The sequence below is a fragment of the Cryobacterium sp. N22 genome (assembly GCF_002929555.1).
Classification (GTDB): domain Bacteria; phylum Actinomycetota; class Actinomycetes; order Actinomycetales; family Microbacteriaceae; genus Cryobacterium.
The window spans coordinates 139,467-158,119 of record NZ_PJJP01000034.1; the positions used below are offsets into that span (position 1 = coordinate 139,467).

Sequence of the window (18,653 nt, forward strand, 5' to 3'; positions counted from 1 at the left end):
GGTTACTTGACGCCGGAAGACTGGATGGAGCCCACGATCTTGCGACCGAAGACGAGCATCAGGATGAAGATCGGCACGGCCGCGACGAGGGCGCCGGCCATCAGGCCCGCCCAGTCGGGGTTGCCCTGCGGCGTCTGGGACTTGAAGATGCCCAGGCCCACCGTGAGAAGTTTGGAGGTCTCGCTCTGGCCCACCAGGAACGGCCAGAGATAGTCGTTCCAGTACTGGATGAACTGCAGGATGCCCAGGGTGATGATCTGCGGCCAGGCCAGCGGCACCACGATCCGGCTGAAGATGCGCCAGTGGTTGGCGCCGTCGATCACCGCGGCCTCGATGATGCTGCGGTTGACCCCCAGGAAGAACTGCCGCAGGAAGAAGATCGCGAACGGGGTCATGAACATCGCCGGCAGGGCGATTCCCAGGATGGTGTTGAGCAGGCCGAGGTCCTTCACCAGGATGAAGTTGGGCAGCAGGGTGAAGATGCCGGGCACCATCAGGGCGATGAGGAAGATCGCGAAGACCTTGTCGCGGCCCTTCCAGTTGAGCAGGGCGAACGCGTAGGCGGCCATCGAGCTGAACGTCACCTGCAGCACGGTGATGAGGGTGCAGGCCAGGACCGAGTTGAGCATGTATTGGCCGAAGTTGATCGAGGCGCCGGAGCCGCCTTCGGCCAGTGCCTCCTCAGTCGTGGCCAGGCCGAGCACCCGTTGCAGCGGGCCGAAGGTGAAGTCCACCGGCAGCAGGCTGAGCGGTTCGGAGAACATGGCCCGGTTGTTGCTGAAGGCCGTGCGGAACATCCAGTAGATCGGGAACAGCGTGATGAGGATCACGATGACCAGGGCGAGCCGGCCGAAGAACAGCGAGACCTTGGACTTGGCCAGGGCCGCGTCGTCGGCGTTCGACGCGCGCTTGGCCGAAAGGGAGGGACGTTTACCGGCTTTGAAGGCGATGATGGCCATGGTGCTATCTCTCCAGGTCTGACTCGTTGGCGCGCAGCAGTTTGTTCTGCACCAGGGCGATGGCGGCCAGGAGGATCATCAGGATCACGGCCAGGGCCGAGGCGTAGCCGAAGTCCAGTCGCTCGAAGGCGCGTTGGTAGATGTAGTAGTTGATCGCGCGAGTCGCGTCGACGGGGCCGCCGCCGGTGGTGACGGCGATGGTGTCGAAGATCTGGAACGAACCGACGACCGTGACGACGAGGACGAACGCGAGTACCGGCCGCAGCAACGGCAGTGTCACGCTGCGGAAGACCCGCCACTCTCCGGCACCGTCGACCTCGGCCGCCTCGTAGACATCGCGCGGGATGGCCTGCAGCCCGGCGAAGAGCAGCAGGGCCGTGTAGCCCAGGTGCCGCCAGACGTTGACCAGGGCGATGGTGCCCATGGCGAGGTCCTCGTTGCCGAAGAAGCCGATCTTGCCCAGGCCCATGGTGTCCAGGGTCGCGTTGATGAGACCGAGGTTGTAGTCGGCCAGCCAGAACCAGACCAGCGCCACGATCACGTTGGCGATCAGGTACGGCAGCATGATCACGCCGCGCACCACCATCGACCGGGTGAAGCGTTGCATCAGTACAGCCAGCGCGAGCGCCGCGACGGTCTGCACGCCCACGTTGATGACCACGTATTCCAGGGTGACCTTGAGCGAATTCCAGAACACCGGATCGCCGGCGATCGCGAGGTAGTTGTCGAGCCCGATGAAGGTGGGGTCCCGCAGCAGGTTGTAGTCCGTGAAGCTCAGGTACAGGCCGCGCAGGGTGGGCCAGGCGAAGAAGGCCAGGAAGCCGATGCTCGCCGGGACGAGAAAGAGGATCGCGGCCCGCGTTTGCGAGTCCCTGCGTCCGGTCTTCACTCTGGGTGTTCTCCGGGTCGCAAGCGACGCGGCGGGTTCCTTCAGTGCGGTCACCACCATGGGACGGCCTCCATAACTTCGTTGTCGAGAGAGATCGTTGCATGTTGCAAGTAACTTCGTCAATAGATCTGGTCAAACTGTGACAATCGGGCACATTTCGCGGCGCGACATCGAAACTTTTTACAGTGTGCGCTTCATTACCTTCCCTAACGAAACAAACTCGGTTCCTATATGCTGTCTTAGAGACAGTAAAAGACGAGAGTGTGAAAGGACGTGCCGCTGTGTCCCCTGAGGCCGACGACGCAGGACCGGGACCGTTCGCTCGGTCGTACCGCCACGAGCAGCTCGGGGCGCTGCTCGAGGTCTTCTCGGTCTGGTCCTCCGGAACGTTCATCCGTGGACTGGCGGTCGGGGCCGGGGTCGATCTGGACGCCACCTCGATCGTGGCCGTCACCGTTCTCGCCCGCGACGGCGAGCAGCGTGCGTCCGCCCTCGCCTCCCGCCTGCGCGTCGGCGCCTCCGCGATCTCCAAACTGAGCAACCGGCTCACCGCGCACGGCCTGATCGAGAAGCGCCAGGACCCCGACGACTCCCGGGCCACCCTTCTGCGCTTGACGCCCGCCGGAACAGCCGCCGCGACGGCGCTGACCCAGGCCGGCGACGTGATGATGGCGGACCTGATGCGCCGCTGGTCAGACGACGACCGCGCCGACTTCACCCGATTACTCAGCCGATTCCGGGACGACGCGCTCGCGCACGCCATCCGCGTCGAGGCGCCGACGCCCGAACTCACCACCGACCAGAAAGCAGAACAGCAATGACCCGCACCTACCTCGTGACCGGCGCCGCCAGCGGCATCGGCAAGGCCACCGCCGCACTCCTGATCGAGAGGGGCCACCGGGTGATCGGCGCCGACCTCAGGGACTCTGACATCAACGCCGACCTGTCCACCGTGCAGGGACGCGAGACGCTGGTCCAAGCCGCCGGGGAGCTCTCCGGCGGTGTGCTGGATGGCGTCATCGCCGTCGCCGGTCTCAGCCACCCGATCCCCGTCACCGCCGCGGTCAACTACTACGGCACCGTCGCGACCCTGGAGGGTCTCCGCCCGCTGCTGACCCGCTCCCCCGCCCCGCGCGCCGTGGCCGTCGCCTCGATGGCATCGCTGCAGCCCTGCGATGAGGAGCTGGTGCGGCTCCTGCTGGAGGGCACCGAACAGGAGGCCCTGGCCCGCGCCGCCGAGCTCGCCACCGACCCGGCGACCGGGCACCAGATCTACTCGTCCAGCAAGCGGGCCCTGGCCCGGTGGCTGCGCACGACCGCACCTACCGCCGACTGGGCCGGCGCCGGGATTCCGCTCAATGCGATCGCGCCGGGTGTCGTTCTCACCCCGATGACCACCGAGTTGGTCGCCACCCCCGAGGGACGGGCACGCCTGAACGAACAGGTGCCCATGCCACTGAACGGACCGTTCGACGCCGACGTCGCCGCGAAGCTGCTCGTCTGGCTCGCCGACGAAGAGAACTCGCACCTATGCGGCCAGGTCATCTTCATCGACGGCGGCTACGACGCCGTGGTGCGCGGCGACAGCACTTGGTAACCCCGAAAATGCAACTCGACAACAAGAGCGTCATCGTCACCGGCGGAGCCTCCGGCATCGGCGGTGCCATCACCCGCACCTTCGTCGAACGTGGCGCCAGCGTCGTCATGGTGGATCTCGCCACGGAGGCCGGGGAAGCCCTGTCCGCCGAGCTCGGTGACTCCGTGGTGTTCCTGCAGGGCGACGTGTCCGACCCCGCCGTGGCCGAGCGTGCCGTCAGCGCAGCCGTGGAGCGCTTCGGCGGGCTGCACGGACTGGTGAACAATGCGCACGCCTCGCGTCAGGCGTCCTTCCTCGAGCTCACCGAGCAGATGTGGGACCTCTCGTTCTCCACCGGACTGCGTGCCACCATCAACTTCATGCGCGCCGCCTACCCTGAGCTGAAGAAGACCACGGGGTCAGTGGTCAACTTCGGCTCGGGCGCCGGCCTGGACGGCCAGCCCACCCAGGCCGCCTACGCGGCAGCGAAGGAAGCGATCCGGGGGCTCAGCCGAGTCGTCTCGAACGAATGGGCGCCAGACGGAATCCGGGTCAACGTCGTATGCCCCATGGCAATGACCGAGGGCGTTCAGGCCTGGTCGCAGGCATTCCCGGAGCTCTACCGGTCGACGCTGGGCAAAATCCCCCTCGGTCGCTTCGGCGACCCGCGCACCGATGTCGCACCCGCCGTTGCATTCCTGGTTTCTGACGACTCGAGTTACATCACCGGGCAGACGCTCATGGTCGACGGCGGAACGATCAAACTGCACTGAGTCGACCGCACATCGGCGCCGTCCTGGATAGGGGCCTACCGGGGTTCGGGGACTTCTGCCACTCTGGGCGCCATGAACATCCGAGCCCGAGTGGTGGTGGGCGTCTATCCAGGTCAGGACGACGGCGTGGTGCTGCAGGCCGCGGTCTTCGCGGCGCGGTTCGACGCCGAGCTGGTGTGCGCCTGGGTAGACCCGGGCCGGCATCCGCGATCCGACCATGCCGATGCGCCCGCAGCGGGTGACGGCGCGGGCATCGACCCCTACCTCACCGCCCACCTGACCCGCATCCTGGGCGGCCACGACATCCAGTGGAGCACCCGCCAGCTCTCCGGCGACCCGGCCAGGGCGCTCGGGCAGCTCGCCGAGACGCTGCGGGCCGTGATGATCGTGGTCGGCACCCGGGACGGCACCGTGCGCGGCAGCCTGCAAGAGTTCTTCGCGGGATCGATCGCGATGCACCTGGCCCACCGGCAGAACCGTCCCGTCGTCGTCGTCCCCCTGTCGCCGGTGTCGTTCGACGATGACCTGCCCTGGGAGTCCGATTGAGCGGTGTACCCTTTTGCGTGGTGATGGATCCCACCTGAGCACCCGCTCGAACCGCCGACTGCGCTGATGGTTCCTACCGACTTCTTAGTCGCGCCGACGCCGGCCGACGAGACTGGTGGGTGACCGTGACGAGCTGGCCGAGCGGTGGTTCCCTCGTTCTGCTCCGCCACGGACAGAGCACCGCGAACGCCGCCGGCCTCTTCACCGGCATCCTCGACCCCGCACTGTCGCCGTCGGGCGCCGACGAGGCGCTGTCCGCGGCCGGCCTGCTCACGGCGCACGACCTGGTGCCGGATGCCGTCCTCGTGTCCCCGCTGCAGCGCGCCGTGCAGACCGCCGCGATCGTGGCCGGCGACCTGCAGCTGCCGGCCGGCACGGTCGACACCGACTGGCGCCTGAACGAACGCAACTACGGCGCCCTCACCGGACGGTCCAAGGACGACGTGCGTGCCGAGGCCGGCGAGGCACAGTTCCTGGCCTGGCGCCGCTCGGTCGACACCGCGCCCCCGGCCATGTCCGACGAGCGGCTCGCGGTCTTCGCGGGCACCGCCCTGTTCCGCGGCCTGCCCCGGCGGGCGCTGACCCGCACCGAGTCGTTGCGCGACGTGATGGCCCGGGTGGCCGAGATCCACACCGAACGGGTGCTGCCGCTCCTGGCGGAGAAGCGCACCGTGCTGGTCGTGGCGCACGGCAACTCGCTCCGCGCGTATTGCGCCGTGCTCGAGGCACTCGACAAATCGGCCATCCACCGGCTCAACCTGCCCACCGCGCATCCGCTCGTGTACCAGGCCGGTGGCCGGCGCTACCTCGACGCCCCGCGTGCCGAGGCGGCCGCGCTCGCGCTCACCCTCGACGGCGGCACCTGATGACGGTCCGCCCCGCCCCGCCCCGCGCCGTGCACCTGCACTGGCCGCACCTCGCCCTCGTCTTCGCCGGTGGCACCATGGGCACCGCGCTGCGCCAGCTCCTGGCGATCGCGGTCCCGCCGGTCGCAGGGGTGGCCGTGTCGATCGTGGCCATCAACATCGTCGGCGCGTTCCTGCTCGGGCTGCTGCTGGAGACCCTGGCCCACCGCGGCCCCGACGAGGGCCGGCGCCGGCACCTGCGGCTGCTGCTGGGCACCGGCGTGCTCGGCGGCTTCACCACGTACAGCGCCCTGGCCACGGACACAAGCCTGCTGCTGGCCGACGGCCGGCTCCCCGCGGCGCTGCTCTACGCCCTGGGCACCGTCCTCGTCGGCGCGGCAGCCTCCTGGGCCGGGATCGGCGCGGCCGGCGCCCTGCATCGCCGGCGCCCGGACCGTAGCGGGACGGCGACCCGATGACCCCGCCGCTCTTCGTCGCCGTGGCGCTGGCCGGCGGTCTCGGCGCGACCCTGCGGCTGGTCCTCGACGGCGTCGTGCGCACCAGGGTGCGCACCACCCTGCCTGTCGGCACCCTGCTCATCAACGTGGTCGGCTCCCTGCTGCTGGGCCTGATCACCGGGCTCACCCTGGCCCTCTGGCTGCCAGAGGCCTGGCACCTCGTGCTCGGCGGCGGCCTGCTGGGCGGGTTCACGACGTTCAGCACCGCCAGCTACGAGACCGTGCGGCTGGCGCAGGATCGCCGGTCTCTCCCGACCCTGTTCAACGGGCTCGGGATGCTCGTCCTCGCGGTGGGCTGCGCCTCCCTCGGCCTGTGGCTGGGCCTGGGCGGGTAGCCCAGCGCGCCGGTCAGATCGACTCGTTGTGCCGGGCCACCGCATCGGTCACCCAGGAGAGTTCGTCGACGAAGCGGCCGAGCAACCGCGCGAACTCGGTGCGGTCCTCCAGGGTCCACTTACCGACCAGGGTTCCGTAGACGTCTTGAGCGAGCTGGCGGTGCCGGGCGATTGCAGTTCGACCCTCGTCGGTTGCGGTGATGAGCACGGCGCGACGATCGGTCGGATCGGATCGCCGAGTCACCAGGCCCGATTTCTCCAGCCGACGGATCTCGGTGGTCATGGTGGACTTGTCGACCGCCATCCAGCCCGCGAGCTTCGACATCCGCAGCGGACCGGCGACCACGACGCGTTCCAGCAACCAGGAGTCCGTGCTGGAGAGGGCGGCACCGCTCGAATCGTGCAGCATCCGTTTATTGTCCGCGCGGGTGGACCAGCGGAGGATTGACGACAGGGCCGATTCCAAGGCCTCGCCCACGGCGGTTGCGGGTTCCCGACTGTGCGCCATGGCTGAATGTTTCCTGACTTTTCGGGGGTTGGACGAATAGTTGGACGTATCCAACTAATATAGTGGAGCCACCTTACCTTTCGGTAGGCAGGCGAACGGTTGGGGTGCCCCCAACTTCATCACACCACTAACCCCCGCGGAGAACTTCACCCATGGACATACCCGGATACGTCTGGCTCCTCACGATCCTCGGCATCCTTGCGTTGCTCACCTTCGACTTCTTCTTCCACGTGCGCAAGGCGCACGAGCCGACGCTGCCCGAGGCCGCCAAATGGTCCGCCATCTACGTGGGCATCGCGATCATCTTCGGGCTCGGCGTTCTCTTCTTCGGCGGCAGCACGCTGGGAACCGAGTACTTCGCCGGCTACATCACGGAGAAGGCGTTGTCGGTCGACAACCTCTTCGTCTTCCTGATCATCATGGCCAGCTTCAAGGTGCCTCGCGCCGACCAGCAGAAGGTGCTCCTCTTCGGCATCGTCTTCGCGCTGATCGCTCGCACGGGGTTCATCTTCCTCGGCTCGGCCCTGATCAACTCGTTCGCCTGGCTGTTCTACCTGTTCGGCGCGTTCCTCATCTACACCGCGGTCAAGCTGCTCAAGCCCGAAGCCGAGAGCGACGAGGCCGACAACTTCATCATCCGGCTCGCCAAGCGCCTGTTCCACACCACCGAACGCTACGACGGCGACCGCCTGTTCACCATGGAGAACGGCAAGAAGGTCATGACGCCGATGCTTCTCGTCATGGTGGCCATCGGTGGAACCGACCTCCTGTTCGCGCTGGACTCCGTGCCCGCGATCTTCGGCCTCACCCAGAACGTCTACATCGTCTTCACCGCGACGGCGTTCTCGCTCATGGGCCTGCGTCAGCTCTACTTCCTCATCGACGGACTGCTCGACCGCCTGATCTACCTCAGCTACGGCCTGGCCGCGATCCTCGGCTTCATCGGCGTCAAGCTCGTGCTGCACGCCCTGCACGAGAACACGCTGCCGTTCATCAACGGCGGCGAGCACGTGCCGGTCTTCGAGATCAGCACCGGCCTCTCGCTCGCCGTGATCATCGGTGTGCTCGCGGTCACCGTTGTCGCCTCGTTGATCAGCCCCGCTGGTCGGGCGCACAGCGCGATCGCACTGAGCAAGGGATCGGCCAAGAAGTACCTGACCGGCGACTTCAGTGGCAAGGGTGAGACGCGCGACGAGACCTACGCGCTCGTCGTCGCCCACGAACGCGCTCTGGGCCTGCTCTCGAGCGAGCACCAGGCTCGTGCCGCCGAAGACGACGAACTGCAGACCCTCCTGACCGAGGCGCACGACGCGCACAGCAGCTTCGCGAAGTAGCAACACCTAGGGAGCGGGCGGCGAAGCACGCGGCTGTCGTCGCCCCGCCGCCCGCTCCGTGCAGGATTTTCCGTGCCGGTGGCCTCTAGACTGGGCGCGCACTGGCGCTGACCAACAAAAACGTCATAAAAAGGAGTACACAATGGGTTTGAGCTTGTCAAAGGGCCAGTCGCTCTCGCTGACCAAGGCGGATGGCGGAAGCCTCTCGAAGGTCCGCATGGGCCTGGGCTGGGACAGCGCCGCCCCCGTCAAGCGCGGACTGTTCGGTCGCGGCAAGGCCGCGGAGGTTGACCTCGACGCCTCGGCGATCTTCTTCGACGCCGCCGGCAAGGTCCTCGACACCGTCTGGTTCCAGCAGCTGAGCAGCAAGGACGGATCGACCCGCCACACCGGCGACAACCTCACCGGGGCCGGCGACGGCGACGACGAAACCATCCTCGTCGACCTCGCCAAGGTGTCCCCCGCGGTCTCGCAGATCGTGTTCGTCATCAGCAGCTACAGCCAGCAGACCTTCGACGCCGTCGAGAACGCGTTCAGCCGCCTCGTCGACGACTCCTCAGCCGGCACCCCCGAGGTCGCCCGCTACCAGCTGACCGACAGCGGCCCGCACACCGCGATGATCATGTCGAAGGTCTCCCGCGACGGCAACGGCTGGACCTTCAAGGCCATCGGCGAGCGCGCCACCGGCCGTTCGGCCATGGACCTGCTCACGGCGGCAGCGAAGGCCCTCTAACCGGGCCCCACCGCACGTCCGTTCACCCACCCCGTACACACAAGGAGAAAATCCCCATGGCAGGTCTGACACTCGCAAAAGGCAACAACCTCTCGCTGACCAAGGTCAGCCCCGGACTCACCGTCGCCACGGTCGGCCTCGGTTGGGACCCGCGCACCACCAGCGGCGAGGCTTTCGACCTGGACGCCTCCGCGCTCCTCATCGGCGACAACGGCAAGGTGCGCTCCTCTGCCGACTTCATCTTCTACAACCAGCCGGCCTCGGCCGACAAGTCGGTCGTGCACCTCGGTGACAACCGGTCCGGAGCCGGCGACGGCGACGACGAGCAGATCACGATCGACCTGCGCCTGGTGCCCAGCGACGTCTCCCGCGTGGTGATCGTGGTCTCGATCGACCAGGCCGACGCACGCCGCCAGAACTTCGGCCAGGTGCGCGGGGCGTACTGCCGGGTCGTCGACCAGGATGACGCGGAGATCGTGCGTTTCGACCTGAGCGAAGACGCGGCGCCCGAGACCGCCATGCTGTTCGCCGAGGTCTACCGCAATGGCGCCGACTGGAAGTTCAAGGCCGTCGGCCAGGGCTACACCTCCGGGCTCGCCGGCATCGCCACCGACTTCGGCATCTCACTCGACTAACCGGCTCGCGCTCGTCGCCGCCCGCCGCATCGTAAATCAGACAGGAACACGCATGAGTTCACCCCTCTCTCCCCCGGACGCCTCCGAGCTGGCCCTGGTGCTGAAAGCGCCGGACGCACCGGACATCGTGGTGGCGGACGACGCGCCAGGCATGGTTCCGGTTCCGGCCGAGCGGCAGCAGGAGATCGCCCGTCAGGCGCGGGAGTTCGTGGCGGATGTCTCGTCCCTCGACCCGCGGACACCCGAGTTCAGCGCGAAGATCGAGGGGATCTCCGGCCTCGCGGGCGCGGAAATGGTGCAGTCCAGCGGCTACTCCACCCGCATGCTGGAACGCTCGTCGACCTCGGTTGCCGGCGCCAAGCGCACCGGCAACAGCGCGCAGATCACCGTGGCGAACACGCTCGGTGAGTTGCGTTCAACCGTCGAGGACCTCACGCCGAACGACGCCGACCTCGGCATGGGACGCAAGATTCTGGGCTTCATCCCCGGCGGGAACAAGCTGGCGAAGTACTTCCAGAAGTACGAGTCCGCCCAGACCCAGCTCGACGCCATCATCAAGTCGCTGATGAGCGGGCAGGACGAACTGCTCAAGGACAACGCGTCGCTCGCCGGTGAGAAGGTGCAGCTCTGGGAGACCATGCAGACGCTGAGCGAGTACGCGGTCTTCGCCAAGGCCCTGGACAACGCCACCGTGGAGAAGATCGATGCCTCGCGCTCGGCCGGCCGCATCGACGAAGCGCAAAAGCTCGAGGCCGACGTGCTCTTCCCAATCCGCCAGCGGCACCAGGACATCCTCACCCAGCTCGCGGTGTCGGTGCAGGGCTACCTGGCGATGGATCTGATCCGCAAGAACAACCTGGAACTCATCAAGGGTGTCGACCGGGCGCGCACGACGACCATCGCGGCGCTGCGCACGGCGGTCATCGTGGCGCAGGCCCTGGCCAACCAGAAGATGGTGCTCGACCAGATCGACGCGATCAACACCACCACCAACAACATGATCCTCAAGACCAGCGAGATGCTCAAGGACCAGACCGTGCGCATCCACGAGCAGGCGTCGAACTCCGGCGTGAGCGTCGAGACGCTGCAGAAGGCCTTCGACAACGTGTTCGCCACCATGGACGCCATCGACACTTTCCGTGCCGACGCCGCCAAGAACATGGAGGGCACAGTCTCGGCCCTCGAGGTGGGACTGGCGAAGGCGAAGCCCTACCTGGAACGCAGCAAGCAGGGCGAACAGCGGGAGCTACGCTAGAGAATCGGGCAACAGCACGGGGACGGTAAACGCAGATGGCATTCGGCAAGTTCGTAGACTCGCTGTTCAAGGGTCAGGCGACGCCCGACGTGTCATCGGTCGCGGCCGAGCCCCGTGCCGCGGAAACCGAGGACCAGGCGACGGCGCGCGCGCTGGACCTGCTGCGCACCGCCGTGCGGAGCGCCGGAAGCGAACTGCCCACCCTGCTCAGCTCCAGGCTGGCGCAGATCGACGACCTGCTCCGTGTCGTGATCGAGATGGTGGCCGCCCAGAACGCCTCGACCGAGCAACGGGTGCTGCTCGACGCGATGATCCGGGACTACCTGCCGACTCCGCTGCGCGCGTACCTGGCCCTGCCGGAGGGCCAGCGCACGAACACCTCGTCCGCCACCCTGCAGTTCTCCGCCCAGCTCGGGATCCTCGAAGAGACGATCAACGACCTGCTCAACCAGATCCGCATCGGCGCCATCGCGGAGCTTTCCACTCACGGCCGCTTTCTCGCCGATAAGTTCGCGGCGCCCTCCCTCACCCTGGACGGACGGTCGTGACCGACATGATCCCGGGGGCCAACGCCGCTCTGACCAGTGAGAACCCGGGACTCACTGAACTGATGATCGGCTTCGGCTGGGAGATCATCCCGAGCCGCGGGCCGCAGGTCGAGCTCGTGCCGCTGGCCATTCTGTGTGACGCCCAGGGCACCTCGCTCTCCAACGACCACCTGGTGTTCTTCAACCAGATCGTCAGCCAGGACGGCTCCGTCGCCTTTCGCGACGATCGCGACACCGAGGAGATCGACGTCGACCTGGCACGGGTGCCCGCCGAGGTCGCGAAGATCGTGTTCGTCGTCTACGTGGACCCCGACGTGCGCGGAGCCGGTAACTTCTCGTCGGTGCGCTCCGCCTACGTCCGTGTGGCCACCCGCGACAACCGGGAGCTCGTGCGCTTCGCCCTCCCGGCCGGCGAAAACCGCAACATCGACGTGCTGATGTTCGGCGAGCTCTACCGCCACCGCGACGACTGGAAGTTCCGGGCCCTCGGCCAGGGCTATTCAACGGGCCTGCGCGGCGTCGCCGCCGACTTCAGAATCGACCTCTGACCGGTGGCACTGAACAGCTCTGGGGTGCGCGCCGACATCGGGTACCTGCGCCGGCGCGTCAAGCCCGCAGCACCGGCCGCGACCGCCGCGCCGGCCGCCGCCGAGCGCGAGACCGCCGAGGCCGAGCCGGCACCTCGCCGGGCGGCATCCGCCGGGTTGTCGCTCGCCCCCCATCCGACGGGGACAGCGTCGACGGGCACAGCGTCGGTAAGTGCCGGGTCGACGAGCACCGCGTCACCGGCCGGCCGGGCGTCTGTCGCGGCGGCGCCGACCGCCGTTTCGCCGGACTCGCTCCCGTTCCCCGCCCCCACGATCGACGACGTCCGCGAACTGGGCGGCACCGAGCCGGTGCTCCGGCTCAATGCCCGCGAGTCCGCCGTGGGCAGTCTCATCGTCAGCGGCGCCGATGTGGCGGTGTGGGAAGACACCGACCGGGTGACCGGCTCGGCGCACGCCTCCGGCGACACCGCCGGCACCCCGGTGACGACCTCCGGCAATCGGCCGCTGGTGGGTTTCGACGAGGCCGACGCTCTCGTCTCCCTCCGGCACGTGCGGGAACTGCGCCGGGCCCTGTTCGTGGCCCGCGGCCCGCACACCCTCGGCGTGCAGGTCTTCGACGGCGCCACGGTCACGACAGCCAGGGGCGACGACTCACGGATGTTCGTGCTCTACCTCCTGCGGATCGGCAACCTGCTCGAGTTGCGCGCCGAACCCGTCGACCGCACAGCGTCGGATGACACGATCCTGAAGCAGTTCGGCTTCACCCTCACCCCCCACGTCGCCACCCGAGAATCCCGGAGCCGATAAGCACCATGCGCCACTTCGCATTCCTCGACAGCTCCCAAGCCGGTGAGCTCTTCCACCGGCAGCCGCAGGAGATAGCGGTCGACTCGCCCGCACCGCTGCTCGCGGCGTTCCTCGGCGCCACGCTCTACTGCCCCGGCGACCGTCCCGCGATCGCCGACGACGTCGTCAAACAGGCCGCGCGCGGCTGCGTCAGCATGGTGCTCTGCCTTGAGGACTCGATCGCCGACAGCGCCGTAGCGGCCGCCGAGATCAACGTCGCCGAGGCGATCACAACCCTGCACCGCCTGTCGCTGGACCAGCCGGACATCGCCCTCCCGCTGCTCTTCGTGCGGGTGCGCACCCCGGAACAGATGCGGCGGGTGGCCGAGTCCAGCGGTGCGGGCCTCGACCTGCTGAGCGGGTTCGTGGTCCCCAAGTTCGAAAACGAGACCGGCTACGGCGAGGCGTTCTTCGTCGCGCTCCGCGACATCCAGCGCCACTGGGGCGCCGACGGCTCGCAGGGCGGCAAGCGGCTGCGGCTGATGCCGATCCTGGAGTCGCCGAGCATGATCCACAGCGAAACGCGCACCTCGGCGCTCTCCTCGATCCGCGAGATCCTGCACGACAACCGCGAGGACGTGCTGGCCGCGCGCATCGGCGCGACCGACCTGTCCAGCGCGTTCGGGCTGCGCCGCTCGCGCGACCTCACCGTGTACGACGTCAAGGTGGTCGCCTCGATGATCTCCGACATCGTGAACGTGCTGGGCCGCTCCGACGACAGTTTTGTGATCACCGGAACCGTCTGGGAGCACTACGCGACCGAACGCATCCTCCGCCCTCAGCTGCGCCTCACCCCCTTCGTCGAGGCCAACGAACGGGAACTGCGGCACCGGCTGATGCTCGGCGGCCTGGACGGGCTGATCCGTGAGATCTCCCTCGACCAGGCCAACGGTCTCCTCGGCAAAACGGTGATCCATCCCACCCACGTGTCGGTTGTACACGCCCTGTCGGTCGTGAGCCACGAGGAGTACCTCGACGCCGCGGTCATTCTCGACAATGTGGGTGGCGGCGCCAGCGCATCCCCCTACGGCAACAAGATGAACGAGGCCAAGCCGCACTCCGCGTGGGCGCACAAGACGATGCTGCGCGCCGAGGCCTTCGGTGTCGCCTCGGAGGACACCACCTTCGTCGACCTCCTCGAAGCGAGCATGCGGTGACGGTGGCGACGGCCCTCGACATCCATGTGCTCACCGATTCCGACCGGAGCATCCTCGGCGTCGACGAGCTCGTCGGCATCGCTCTCCGCCGCAACCCCAAACGCGCCCATCTGCTGGTCTCCACGGTGCTCGCCAAGCACGTCCCGACGGCGCCCGGCATCGCCCTGGCGGCCGGAGAGCTGCTCGGCCTCCTCGTGTCCGGCGTCGTCGGCGACGCCGGCCCCGGGGGTGCGCGCGAGCTGGGCGACCGTTTCGCCGTCCTGGTGGCCCGGCTGGCCGAGCAGACCGATCCGACGGATGCGGACACCCTGGAGCGGGCCCACCGCGACCTCACCACCCTGCGCCGCGACGTCCGCGCCGCGACGACACCGCGACCCGGCGTCGTGACCTTCGGCTACGCCGAGACGGCGACCGGTCTCGGCCAGCTCGTCGCCGACGCCCTCGGCGCCTACTACCTGCATTCGACCCGGCACGCCCCGGCCGGGGCCACGTCCTTCGCCGGCTTCGCTGAGGAACACTCCCACGCCACCGACCACGCCCTGCTGCCCTCCGACCCGCACTGGCTGCGGGCGGGCGGCACGACGATCCTGGTCGACGACGAACTGAGCACCGGCACCACGGTGATCAACACGATCACAGCGCTCCAGGCCCTCGTCCCGCAACGGCACTGGGTGATCGCCTCCCTGATCGACCTGCGTTCGCCCGCCGACCTCGGCCGCTTCGACGAGCTGGCGGCAACGCTCGGCACCCGCATCTCCGTGGTCTGCCTGGCCGCCGGCTCGATCGGGCTCCCCGCCGACGTGCTCCCCCGCGCCGGCCGGATGATCGAGTCGATGCCCGCAGTCCCCCCGGCGCCCGCCGTCGCCGGCGAGGTGCGCCTGCTCGACTGCACCGACCTGCCACCGTTGCGGAGCGCCCGCTTCGGCACCACCGCGCCCGCCGACACCGCCGTCGCGACGGCGATCGCCGATCGTGTGGCAACCCTGCTCCCCACCGGAACGCCGGCTGCCGGCGACCGGGGGGTCCTGGTGCTGGGCTCGGAGGAATTCATCGCCCTACCGATGCTGACCGCGGCCGAGCTGGAGCGCGCCGCAGCGCCGCTGTCGGTGAGGTTCTCCACCAGCACCCGGTCGCCGATCGCCACGCTCGATCAGGCCGACTACCCCATCAGAAGCGCAATCCGCTTCCGCAGCCACGACACGACCTCCGACGGCGTCGGGGTGCGCTTCGCCTACAATCTCACCGCCTCCGGCCGCCGTTTCGGCACCGTGGTGTTCATGCCGGAACCCGGCACCGACCCGGCCGGGCTCGACGGCGCCGACGGCGTGCTCGAGGCCCTCCGCCGCGTCAGCGACCGCATCGTGGTCGTGCTTCTGACCGCGTCAGCCCCCACCGATGGGATACCCGCCCCGTGACCAGCTCTCTCCCGACCGCGGCCGTGCTGCCGCATCCGCTCAGCGGCCCCGCCTTCGGCTCGTACGCCGCCGAGGACGTGAGCTGGCTGCTGCAGGACCTGCAGGGCGCCGCCCTCGAAGCACCGGCCGAGGAGCGCGAGCACGCCATCCAGACCGGGGCGGCGAACTACGCCGAGTCGCTGCCCATCGAATACCTCCCGTCGCCGGAATACGAGGCCCTCTACCGGGAGGCCCTGGAACGCTCCGGCCGCCGGCTCGCGGTCGCCGTCGGCGTCGTCACCGACCTCGCCCTCGCCGCCCGCGGCAACCGGCCGGTGTTCGTCTCCCTCGCCAGGGCCGGCACCCCGATCGGCATCCTGATGCGGCGCTGGGCCCAACACGCCCGCGGGATCGACGTGCCGCACTACACGATGAGCATCGTGCGCGGCGTGGGGCTGGACCAGACCGCGCTGCGCTACCTCGCCGTGCACCACGAACCTGAGCAGATCATTTTCGTCGACGGCTGGACCGGCAAGGGCGCCATCGCGCGGGAGCTGTCCGCGGCGATCGCCCTGTTCGGCCAGACCGACGGCGTGTTCTTCGGGGACGACCTGGCGGTGCTGGCCGACCCCGGGCACTGCGTCACCATCCACGGCACCCGCGAGGACTACCTGATCCCGTCGGCCTGTTTGAACTCCACGGTGTCCGGGCTCGTGTCCCGCACCGTCTTCAACCGGGACCTGATCGGCGAGGACGAGTTCCACGGCGCCAAGTTCTACGCCGAGCTGAGCCACAACGACGTCTCGAGGGACTTTCTCGACACCGTCTGCGGCTACTTCACCGATGTCGCCGACGACGTCGCCGCCGGGGTCGCGGCGGCAGGCACCGAGGACCGCACCCCGTCGTGGGTCGGCTGGAAAGCGGTCGAGCAGATCAGCACCGAGTACGGCATCAACGACGTGAACCTGGTCAAGCCGGGGGTCGGCGAGACCACCCGGGTGCTGCTGCGCCGGGTTCCCTGGAAGGTGCTGGTGCGGGCGGATGCCGTGGCGGATGTCGCGCACGTGCTGCTGCTGGCCGAGCAGCGCGGCGTGCCGATCGAGGTCGTGCCTGACCTGCCGTACAGCTGCGTGGGGCTCATCCGACCCGGCCACGGGATTCAGGCTGCCCAGTGACCGGCCTGCCCCTGGTCGCCTGCGATCTCGACCGCACCCTGATCTACTCGTCGCGCGCCTTCTGGCTCGAGACGCCGGACGCCCAGGCGCCCCCGATCGTGGTCTCCGAGGTTTACAACGGCGTGCCGATCTCCTACATGACCCGCGCCGCCGAGCAGCTTCTGATCGAGCTCGCCGCGGCGGCCACCTTCGTGCCGGTCACCACCCGCACCGTGGCCCAGTACAGCCGGGTGCAGCTGCCGGGGCCCGTGCCACGCTTCGCCATCACCACCAACGGCGGCACCATCCTGGTCGACGGTGAGGTCGATCCGGCGTGGTCACGCACCCTGCAGACACGGTTGGGCGCGGAAGCGGCTCCGCTGGCCGAGGTCAGGTCCCTGCTCGAGGACCCGGCCGCGGCGGGCTGGATCGTGCGGGTGCACACCGCGGAGGACCTGTTCACCTACGCGATCATCGACCGTGAGGCGATGCCCGCGGACTGGATCGCCGGGCTGCACGAGCGGTGCCGGGCGCTCGGCTGGACGGTATCCGTGCAGGGGCGCAAGCTCTACTGCGTGCCGGAGGCCGTGAACAAGAGCGCCGCCGTGGCCGAGGTGCACCGCCGGCTCGGCTCACCCACGGTGCTGGCCGCCGGCGACTCGCTCCTCGACCAGCGCATGCTGGAGGAGGCGCACTTCGCCTTCCGCCCGGCCCACGGCGAGCTGCACGACGCGGCATTCACGAGGCACAACCTGGCGGTGACCAACACGCGGGGCATCCTGGCCGGGGAGGAACTGCTGCTCTCCATCACCCGGCAGGCCTTCGGCCCCTAACGCAGGAACACGGTCACCAGGGCGAACATCAGCCCCGCGAAGAGCGGGAACAGCCATGCGGTGACCAGCGCCAGCACGAGGCCCGAGCGCTTGCGCCTTGAGGCGGGCGCCTGCAGCGGGTCGGTGATGTCGTCGACGCTGCCGCGCCGCAAGACGCGGATGGTGTTGCCGAGCGAGACGAGAACCATCGCTGCCGCGCTGCCGGCCAGCCACGGCGCGGCGGCCAGCACCAGCCAGGCCTCGTCGACCGTCTCGGGCGCCACGACGGACGAGAGGAATCCAGCGGCGCCGCCGATCGCGAAGAGCAGCCCGAGCAGCCACGGATGCCGGATGGCCGCGGTGAGGTAGAGCGGCAGTAGGGCGATGAGAAGCACTGTCACTCCCAACAGCGCCAGCTGGGCGGGAGAGAACAGAAGAGGCTCGCCCCTCGCCCAGGGCACGAGGGCCTGCGTGAACGTGAGGAAAACGATGAGCCCGGCCAGCGAGGACCACAGGGCGGCACCCCGCCACAGGCCCCGATCGTCACGGGGCAACTCAAGCGACGCGGCGTAGTCGCGAGCGGGCCCGAAGGCGTCCTGCGCATCCTGCCCGGTGTCGGCGAGCAGCTCCCGGGCGCTCGCGACGGTATCGCCGATAGCGGGGCCGTTGACCTGGCGCAGCCGGAGCTCAACGATGAGGTCGTCGAACCACTTTTTGTCGGGGGTGCTGGTCTTCATGCGAGGTTCTCCTTGTTGGGGCGGTCGGCGTCGAGATAGCTGGTGGTGGCCCAGGTGAACCGCGTCCAGTCGGTGCGCGACCGCTGCAGTTCGGTGCGCCCACGGTCGGTCAGGGCGAAGTACTTCCGGCCGGGGCCGGCGTCGCCCGGTCGCCACTCGGTGGCCACCAGGCCCGCCGCCTCGTAGCGCGTGAGCAAGGGATAGAGCGTTCCGCCCTTGATGACGCCCAGGCCGTTCCGCTCGAGCTCGGCGATGATCGCGTAGCCATACGAGGGGCCCGCTTCGAGCGCGCGCAGCGCCAGGAGGCCGAGCGTCGCGCGCAGCCAGTCGCTGGGCCACTCCCCCGGCATCGGGTCAGGGGTATCCGGTCGGTCAGCAGTCATGACTATATTGTGTGTCTAAGTAGTGTGGGTGTCAACCCATTGGGCCGGGCCATAGATCCGCCGGGCGAAATCTGCTTGGATTTGTTCACCGTCCTGTCGATCCAGGCCGGCCCCGTTCGACGCATTATGTAGAGGGACGCACTCGGCGCCCTGAGAAGTGAGGAGAAC

Annotated in this window: 23 protein-coding genes and 1 riboswitch; of the genes, 18 read left to right on the top strand and 5 right to left on the bottom strand. The window is 68.5% G+C overall.

Translation table 11 applies throughout. The features are described from left to right. Positions 1 to 2: 2 nt before the first annotated feature. Positions 3 to 959, bottom strand: coding sequence for a carbohydrate ABC transporter permease (locus tag CXY76_RS09820; protein WP_104164050.1), 957 nt, complete (start codon positions 957 to 959; stop codon positions 3 to 5). A gap of 4 nt (positions 960 to 963) precedes the next feature. After that, on the bottom strand, positions 964 to 1,908 hold the full coding sequence (locus CXY76_RS09825; protein WP_104164051.1) for a carbohydrate ABC transporter permease: 945 nt from the start codon (positions 1,906 to 1,908) through the stop codon (positions 964 to 966). A gap of 221 nt (positions 1,909 to 2,129) precedes the next feature. Between CXY76_RS09825 and CXY76_RS09830 the strand changes: the two genes are divergently transcribed. The 7 genes from CXY76_RS09830 (at position 2,130) to CXY76_RS09860 (ending at position 6,441) form a co-directional block, all read left to right on the top strand. Then, on the top strand, positions 2,130 to 2,669 hold the full coding sequence (locus tag CXY76_RS09830; RefSeq protein WP_158253878.1) for a MarR family winged helix-turn-helix transcriptional regulator: 540 nt from the start codon (positions 2,130 to 2,132) through the stop codon (positions 2,667 to 2,669). Beyond that, positions 2,666 to 3,445 carry an SDR family oxidoreductase gene (locus CXY76_RS09835; RefSeq protein ID WP_104164053.1) on the top strand — a complete coding sequence of 260 codons (780 nt, stop codon included), beginning with the start codon at positions 2,666 to 2,668 and terminating at the stop codon, positions 3,443 to 3,445. Before CXY76_RS09830 ends, CXY76_RS09835 begins: the two co-directional genes overlap by 4 nt. 8 nt (positions 3,446 to 3,453) lie before the next feature. Beyond that, complete coding sequence (locus CXY76_RS09840; protein WP_104164054.1) at positions 3,454 to 4,197, top strand: SDR family NAD(P)-dependent oxidoreductase; 744 nt, start codon at positions 3,454 to 3,456, stop codon at positions 4,195 to 4,197. A 72-nt stretch (positions 4,198 to 4,269) separates the two neighbouring features. Then, positions 4,270 to 4,743, top strand: a complete 474-nt coding sequence (locus CXY76_RS09845; protein WP_104164055.1) for a universal stress protein — start codon at positions 4,270 to 4,272, stop codon at positions 4,741 to 4,743. A 10-nt stretch (positions 4,744 to 4,753) separates the two neighbouring features. Next, positions 4,754 to 4,826: riboswitch (Fluoride riboswitch) on the top strand. A gap of 36 nt (positions 4,827 to 4,862) precedes the next feature. Next, a complete protein-coding gene (locus CXY76_RS09850) occupies positions 4,863 to 5,609 on the top strand; it encodes a 2,3-diphosphoglycerate-dependent phosphoglycerate mutase (RefSeq protein ID WP_233199685.1) in 747 nt (248 codons plus the stop codon). Continuing rightward, entirely contained in the window at positions 5,609 to 6,067 is a 459-nt protein-coding gene (locus CXY76_RS09855; protein WP_104164056.1) for a CrcB family protein, read from the top strand. The genes CXY76_RS09850 and CXY76_RS09855 overlap by 1 nt, the downstream gene beginning before the upstream one ends. Next, the gene (locus tag CXY76_RS09860; protein ID WP_104164057.1) at positions 6,064 to 6,441 is read left to right on the top strand and encodes a CrcB family protein; all 378 of its coding nucleotides are present in this window, start codon (positions 6,064 to 6,066) and stop codon (positions 6,439 to 6,441) included. Before CXY76_RS09855 ends, CXY76_RS09860 begins: the two co-directional genes overlap by 4 nt. Before the next feature lie 13 nt (positions 6,442 to 6,454). Here CXY76_RS09860 and CXY76_RS09865 read toward each other — a convergent pair whose 3' ends face one another. Then, positions 6,455 to 6,949, bottom strand: a complete 495-nt coding sequence (locus CXY76_RS09865; RefSeq protein ID WP_104164058.1) for a MarR family winged helix-turn-helix transcriptional regulator — start codon at positions 6,947 to 6,949, stop codon at positions 6,455 to 6,457. Between the two features lie 152 nt (positions 6,950 to 7,101). On the opposite strand from CXY76_RS09865, the gene CXY76_RS09870 reads away from it, so the two are divergent. The 11 genes from CXY76_RS09870 (at position 7,102) to CXY76_RS09920 (ending at position 17,386) form a co-directional block, all read left to right on the top strand. Then, positions 7,102 to 8,283: a TerC family protein gene (locus CXY76_RS09870; RefSeq protein ID WP_104164059.1), complete on the top strand. Its 1,182-nt coding sequence runs from the start codon at positions 7,102 to 7,104 to the stop codon at positions 8,281 to 8,283. 142 nt (positions 8,284 to 8,425) lie between these two features. Next, positions 8,426 to 9,016, top strand: coding sequence for a TerD family protein (locus CXY76_RS09875; RefSeq protein ID WP_104164060.1), 591 nt, complete (start codon positions 8,426 to 8,428; stop codon positions 9,014 to 9,016). Between the two features lie 56 nt (positions 9,017 to 9,072). Then, the gene (locus CXY76_RS09880; RefSeq protein WP_104164061.1) at positions 9,073 to 9,651 is read left to right on the top strand and encodes a TerD family protein; all 579 of its coding nucleotides are present in this window, start codon (positions 9,073 to 9,075) and stop codon (positions 9,649 to 9,651) included. 52 nt (positions 9,652 to 9,703) lie between these two features. Continuing rightward, positions 9,704 to 10,906 carry a toxic anion resistance protein gene (locus tag CXY76_RS09885; protein ID WP_104164062.1) on the top strand — a complete coding sequence of 401 codons (1,203 nt, stop codon included), beginning with the start codon at positions 9,704 to 9,706 and terminating at the stop codon, positions 10,904 to 10,906. Between the two features lie 35 nt (positions 10,907 to 10,941). Further along, positions 10,942 to 11,454, top strand: a complete 513-nt coding sequence (locus CXY76_RS09890; protein WP_104164063.1) for a hypothetical protein — start codon at positions 10,942 to 10,944, stop codon at positions 11,452 to 11,454. Between the two features lie 5 nt (positions 11,455 to 11,459). After that, positions 11,460 to 12,002, top strand: a complete 543-nt coding sequence (locus CXY76_RS09895; protein WP_233199695.1) for a TerD family protein — start codon at positions 11,460 to 11,462, stop codon at positions 12,000 to 12,002. A gap of 3 nt (positions 12,003 to 12,005) precedes the next feature. After that, positions 12,006 to 12,809, top strand: a complete 804-nt coding sequence (locus CXY76_RS09900; RefSeq protein WP_146073421.1) for a hypothetical protein — start codon at positions 12,006 to 12,008, stop codon at positions 12,807 to 12,809. Between the two features lie 5 nt (positions 12,810 to 12,814). After that, positions 12,815 to 14,005 (top strand): HpcH/HpaI aldolase/citrate lyase family protein, encoded by a 1,191-nt coding sequence (locus CXY76_RS09905; protein ID WP_104164066.1) that lies wholly within the window; start codon positions 12,815 to 12,817, stop codon positions 14,003 to 14,005. Further along, on the top strand, positions 14,002 to 15,420 hold the full coding sequence (locus CXY76_RS09910; RefSeq protein WP_104164067.1) for a phosphoribosyltransferase domain-containing protein: 1,419 nt from the start codon (positions 14,002 to 14,004) through the stop codon (positions 15,418 to 15,420). The genes CXY76_RS09905 and CXY76_RS09910 overlap by 4 nt, the downstream gene beginning before the upstream one ends. Further along, the gene (locus tag CXY76_RS09915; RefSeq protein ID WP_104164068.1) at positions 15,417 to 16,574 is read left to right on the top strand and encodes a cysteine protease StiP family protein; all 1,158 of its coding nucleotides are present in this window, start codon (positions 15,417 to 15,419) and stop codon (positions 16,572 to 16,574) included. Before CXY76_RS09910 ends, CXY76_RS09915 begins: the two co-directional genes overlap by 4 nt. Beyond that, positions 16,571 to 17,386: a hypothetical protein gene (locus CXY76_RS09920; RefSeq protein WP_104164069.1), complete on the top strand. Its 816-nt coding sequence runs from the start codon at positions 16,571 to 16,573 to the stop codon at positions 17,384 to 17,386. Before CXY76_RS09915 ends, CXY76_RS09920 begins: the two co-directional genes overlap by 4 nt. Here the strand turns inward: CXY76_RS09920 and CXY76_RS09925 are convergent. Further along, positions 17,383 to 18,102, bottom strand: coding sequence for a hypothetical protein (locus CXY76_RS09925; protein WP_104164070.1), 720 nt, complete (start codon positions 18,100 to 18,102; stop codon positions 17,383 to 17,385). The two genes, CXY76_RS09920 and CXY76_RS09925, sit on opposite strands and share 4 nt — an antisense overlap. Next, on the bottom strand, positions 18,099 to 18,485 hold the full coding sequence (locus CXY76_RS09930; protein WP_233199686.1) for a PadR family transcriptional regulator: 387 nt from the start codon (positions 18,483 to 18,485) through the stop codon (positions 18,099 to 18,101). Before CXY76_RS09930 ends, CXY76_RS09925 begins: the two co-directional genes overlap by 4 nt. Between the last annotated feature and the right edge of the window lie 168 nt (positions 18,486 to 18,653).

What these genes read in the sequence shown, in the direction of transcription:
- CXY76_RS09860 (WP_104164057.1), top strand. Translation starts at nt 6,064, where the DNA reads ATGACCCCGCCGCTCTTCGTCGCCGTGGCGCTGGCCGGCGGTCTCGGC.
- CXY76_RS09905 (WP_104164066.1), top strand. Translation starts at nt 12,815, where the DNA reads ATGCGCCACTTCGCATTCCTCGACAGCTCCCAAGCCGGTGAGCTCTTC.
- CXY76_RS09845 (WP_104164055.1), top strand. Translation starts at nt 4,270, where the DNA reads ATGAACATCCGAGCCCGAGTGGTGGTGGGCGTCTATCCAGGTCAGGAC.
- CXY76_RS09855 (WP_104164056.1), top strand. Translation starts at nt 5,609, where the DNA reads ATGACGGTCCGCCCCGCCCCGCCCCGCGCCGTGCACCTGCACTGGCCG.
- CXY76_RS09820 (WP_104164050.1), bottom strand. Translation starts at nt 959, where the DNA reads ATGGCCATCATCGCCTTCAAAGCCGGTAAACGTCCCTCCCTTTCGGCC.
- CXY76_RS09925 (WP_104164070.1), bottom strand. Translation starts at nt 18,102, where the DNA reads ATGAAGACCAGCACCCCCGACAAAAAGTGGTTCGACGACCTCATCGTT.
- CXY76_RS09895 (WP_233199695.1), top strand. Translation starts at nt 11,460, where the DNA reads ATGATCCCGGGGGCCAACGCCGCTCTGACCAGTGAGAACCCGGGACTC.
- CXY76_RS09840 (WP_104164054.1), top strand. Translation starts at nt 3,454, where the DNA reads ATGCAACTCGACAACAAGAGCGTCATCGTCACCGGCGGAGCCTCCGGC.
- CXY76_RS09870 (WP_104164059.1), top strand. Translation starts at nt 7,102, where the DNA reads ATGGACATACCCGGATACGTCTGGCTCCTCACGATCCTCGGCATCCTT.
- CXY76_RS09930 (WP_233199686.1), bottom strand. Translation starts at nt 18,485, where the DNA reads ATGACTGCTGACCGACCGGATACCCCTGACCCGATGCCGGGGGAGTGG.
- CXY76_RS09885 (WP_104164062.1), top strand. Translation starts at nt 9,704, where the DNA reads ATGAGTTCACCCCTCTCTCCCCCGGACGCCTCCGAGCTGGCCCTGGTG.
- CXY76_RS09835 (WP_104164053.1), top strand. Translation starts at nt 2,666, where the DNA reads ATGACCCGCACCTACCTCGTGACCGGCGCCGCCAGCGGCATCGGCAAG.
- CXY76_RS09865 (WP_104164058.1), bottom strand. Translation starts at nt 6,949, where the DNA reads ATGGCGCACAGTCGGGAACCCGCAACCGCCGTGGGCGAGGCCTTGGAA.
- CXY76_RS09875 (WP_104164060.1), top strand. Translation starts at nt 8,426, where the DNA reads ATGGGTTTGAGCTTGTCAAAGGGCCAGTCGCTCTCGCTGACCAAGGCG.
- CXY76_RS09890 (WP_104164063.1), top strand. Translation starts at nt 10,942, where the DNA reads ATGGCATTCGGCAAGTTCGTAGACTCGCTGTTCAAGGGTCAGGCGACG.
- CXY76_RS09880 (WP_104164061.1), top strand. Translation starts at nt 9,073, where the DNA reads ATGGCAGGTCTGACACTCGCAAAAGGCAACAACCTCTCGCTGACCAAG.
- CXY76_RS09825 (WP_104164051.1), bottom strand. Translation starts at nt 1,908, where the DNA reads ATGGTGGTGACCGCACTGAAGGAACCCGCCGCGTCGCTTGCGACCCGG.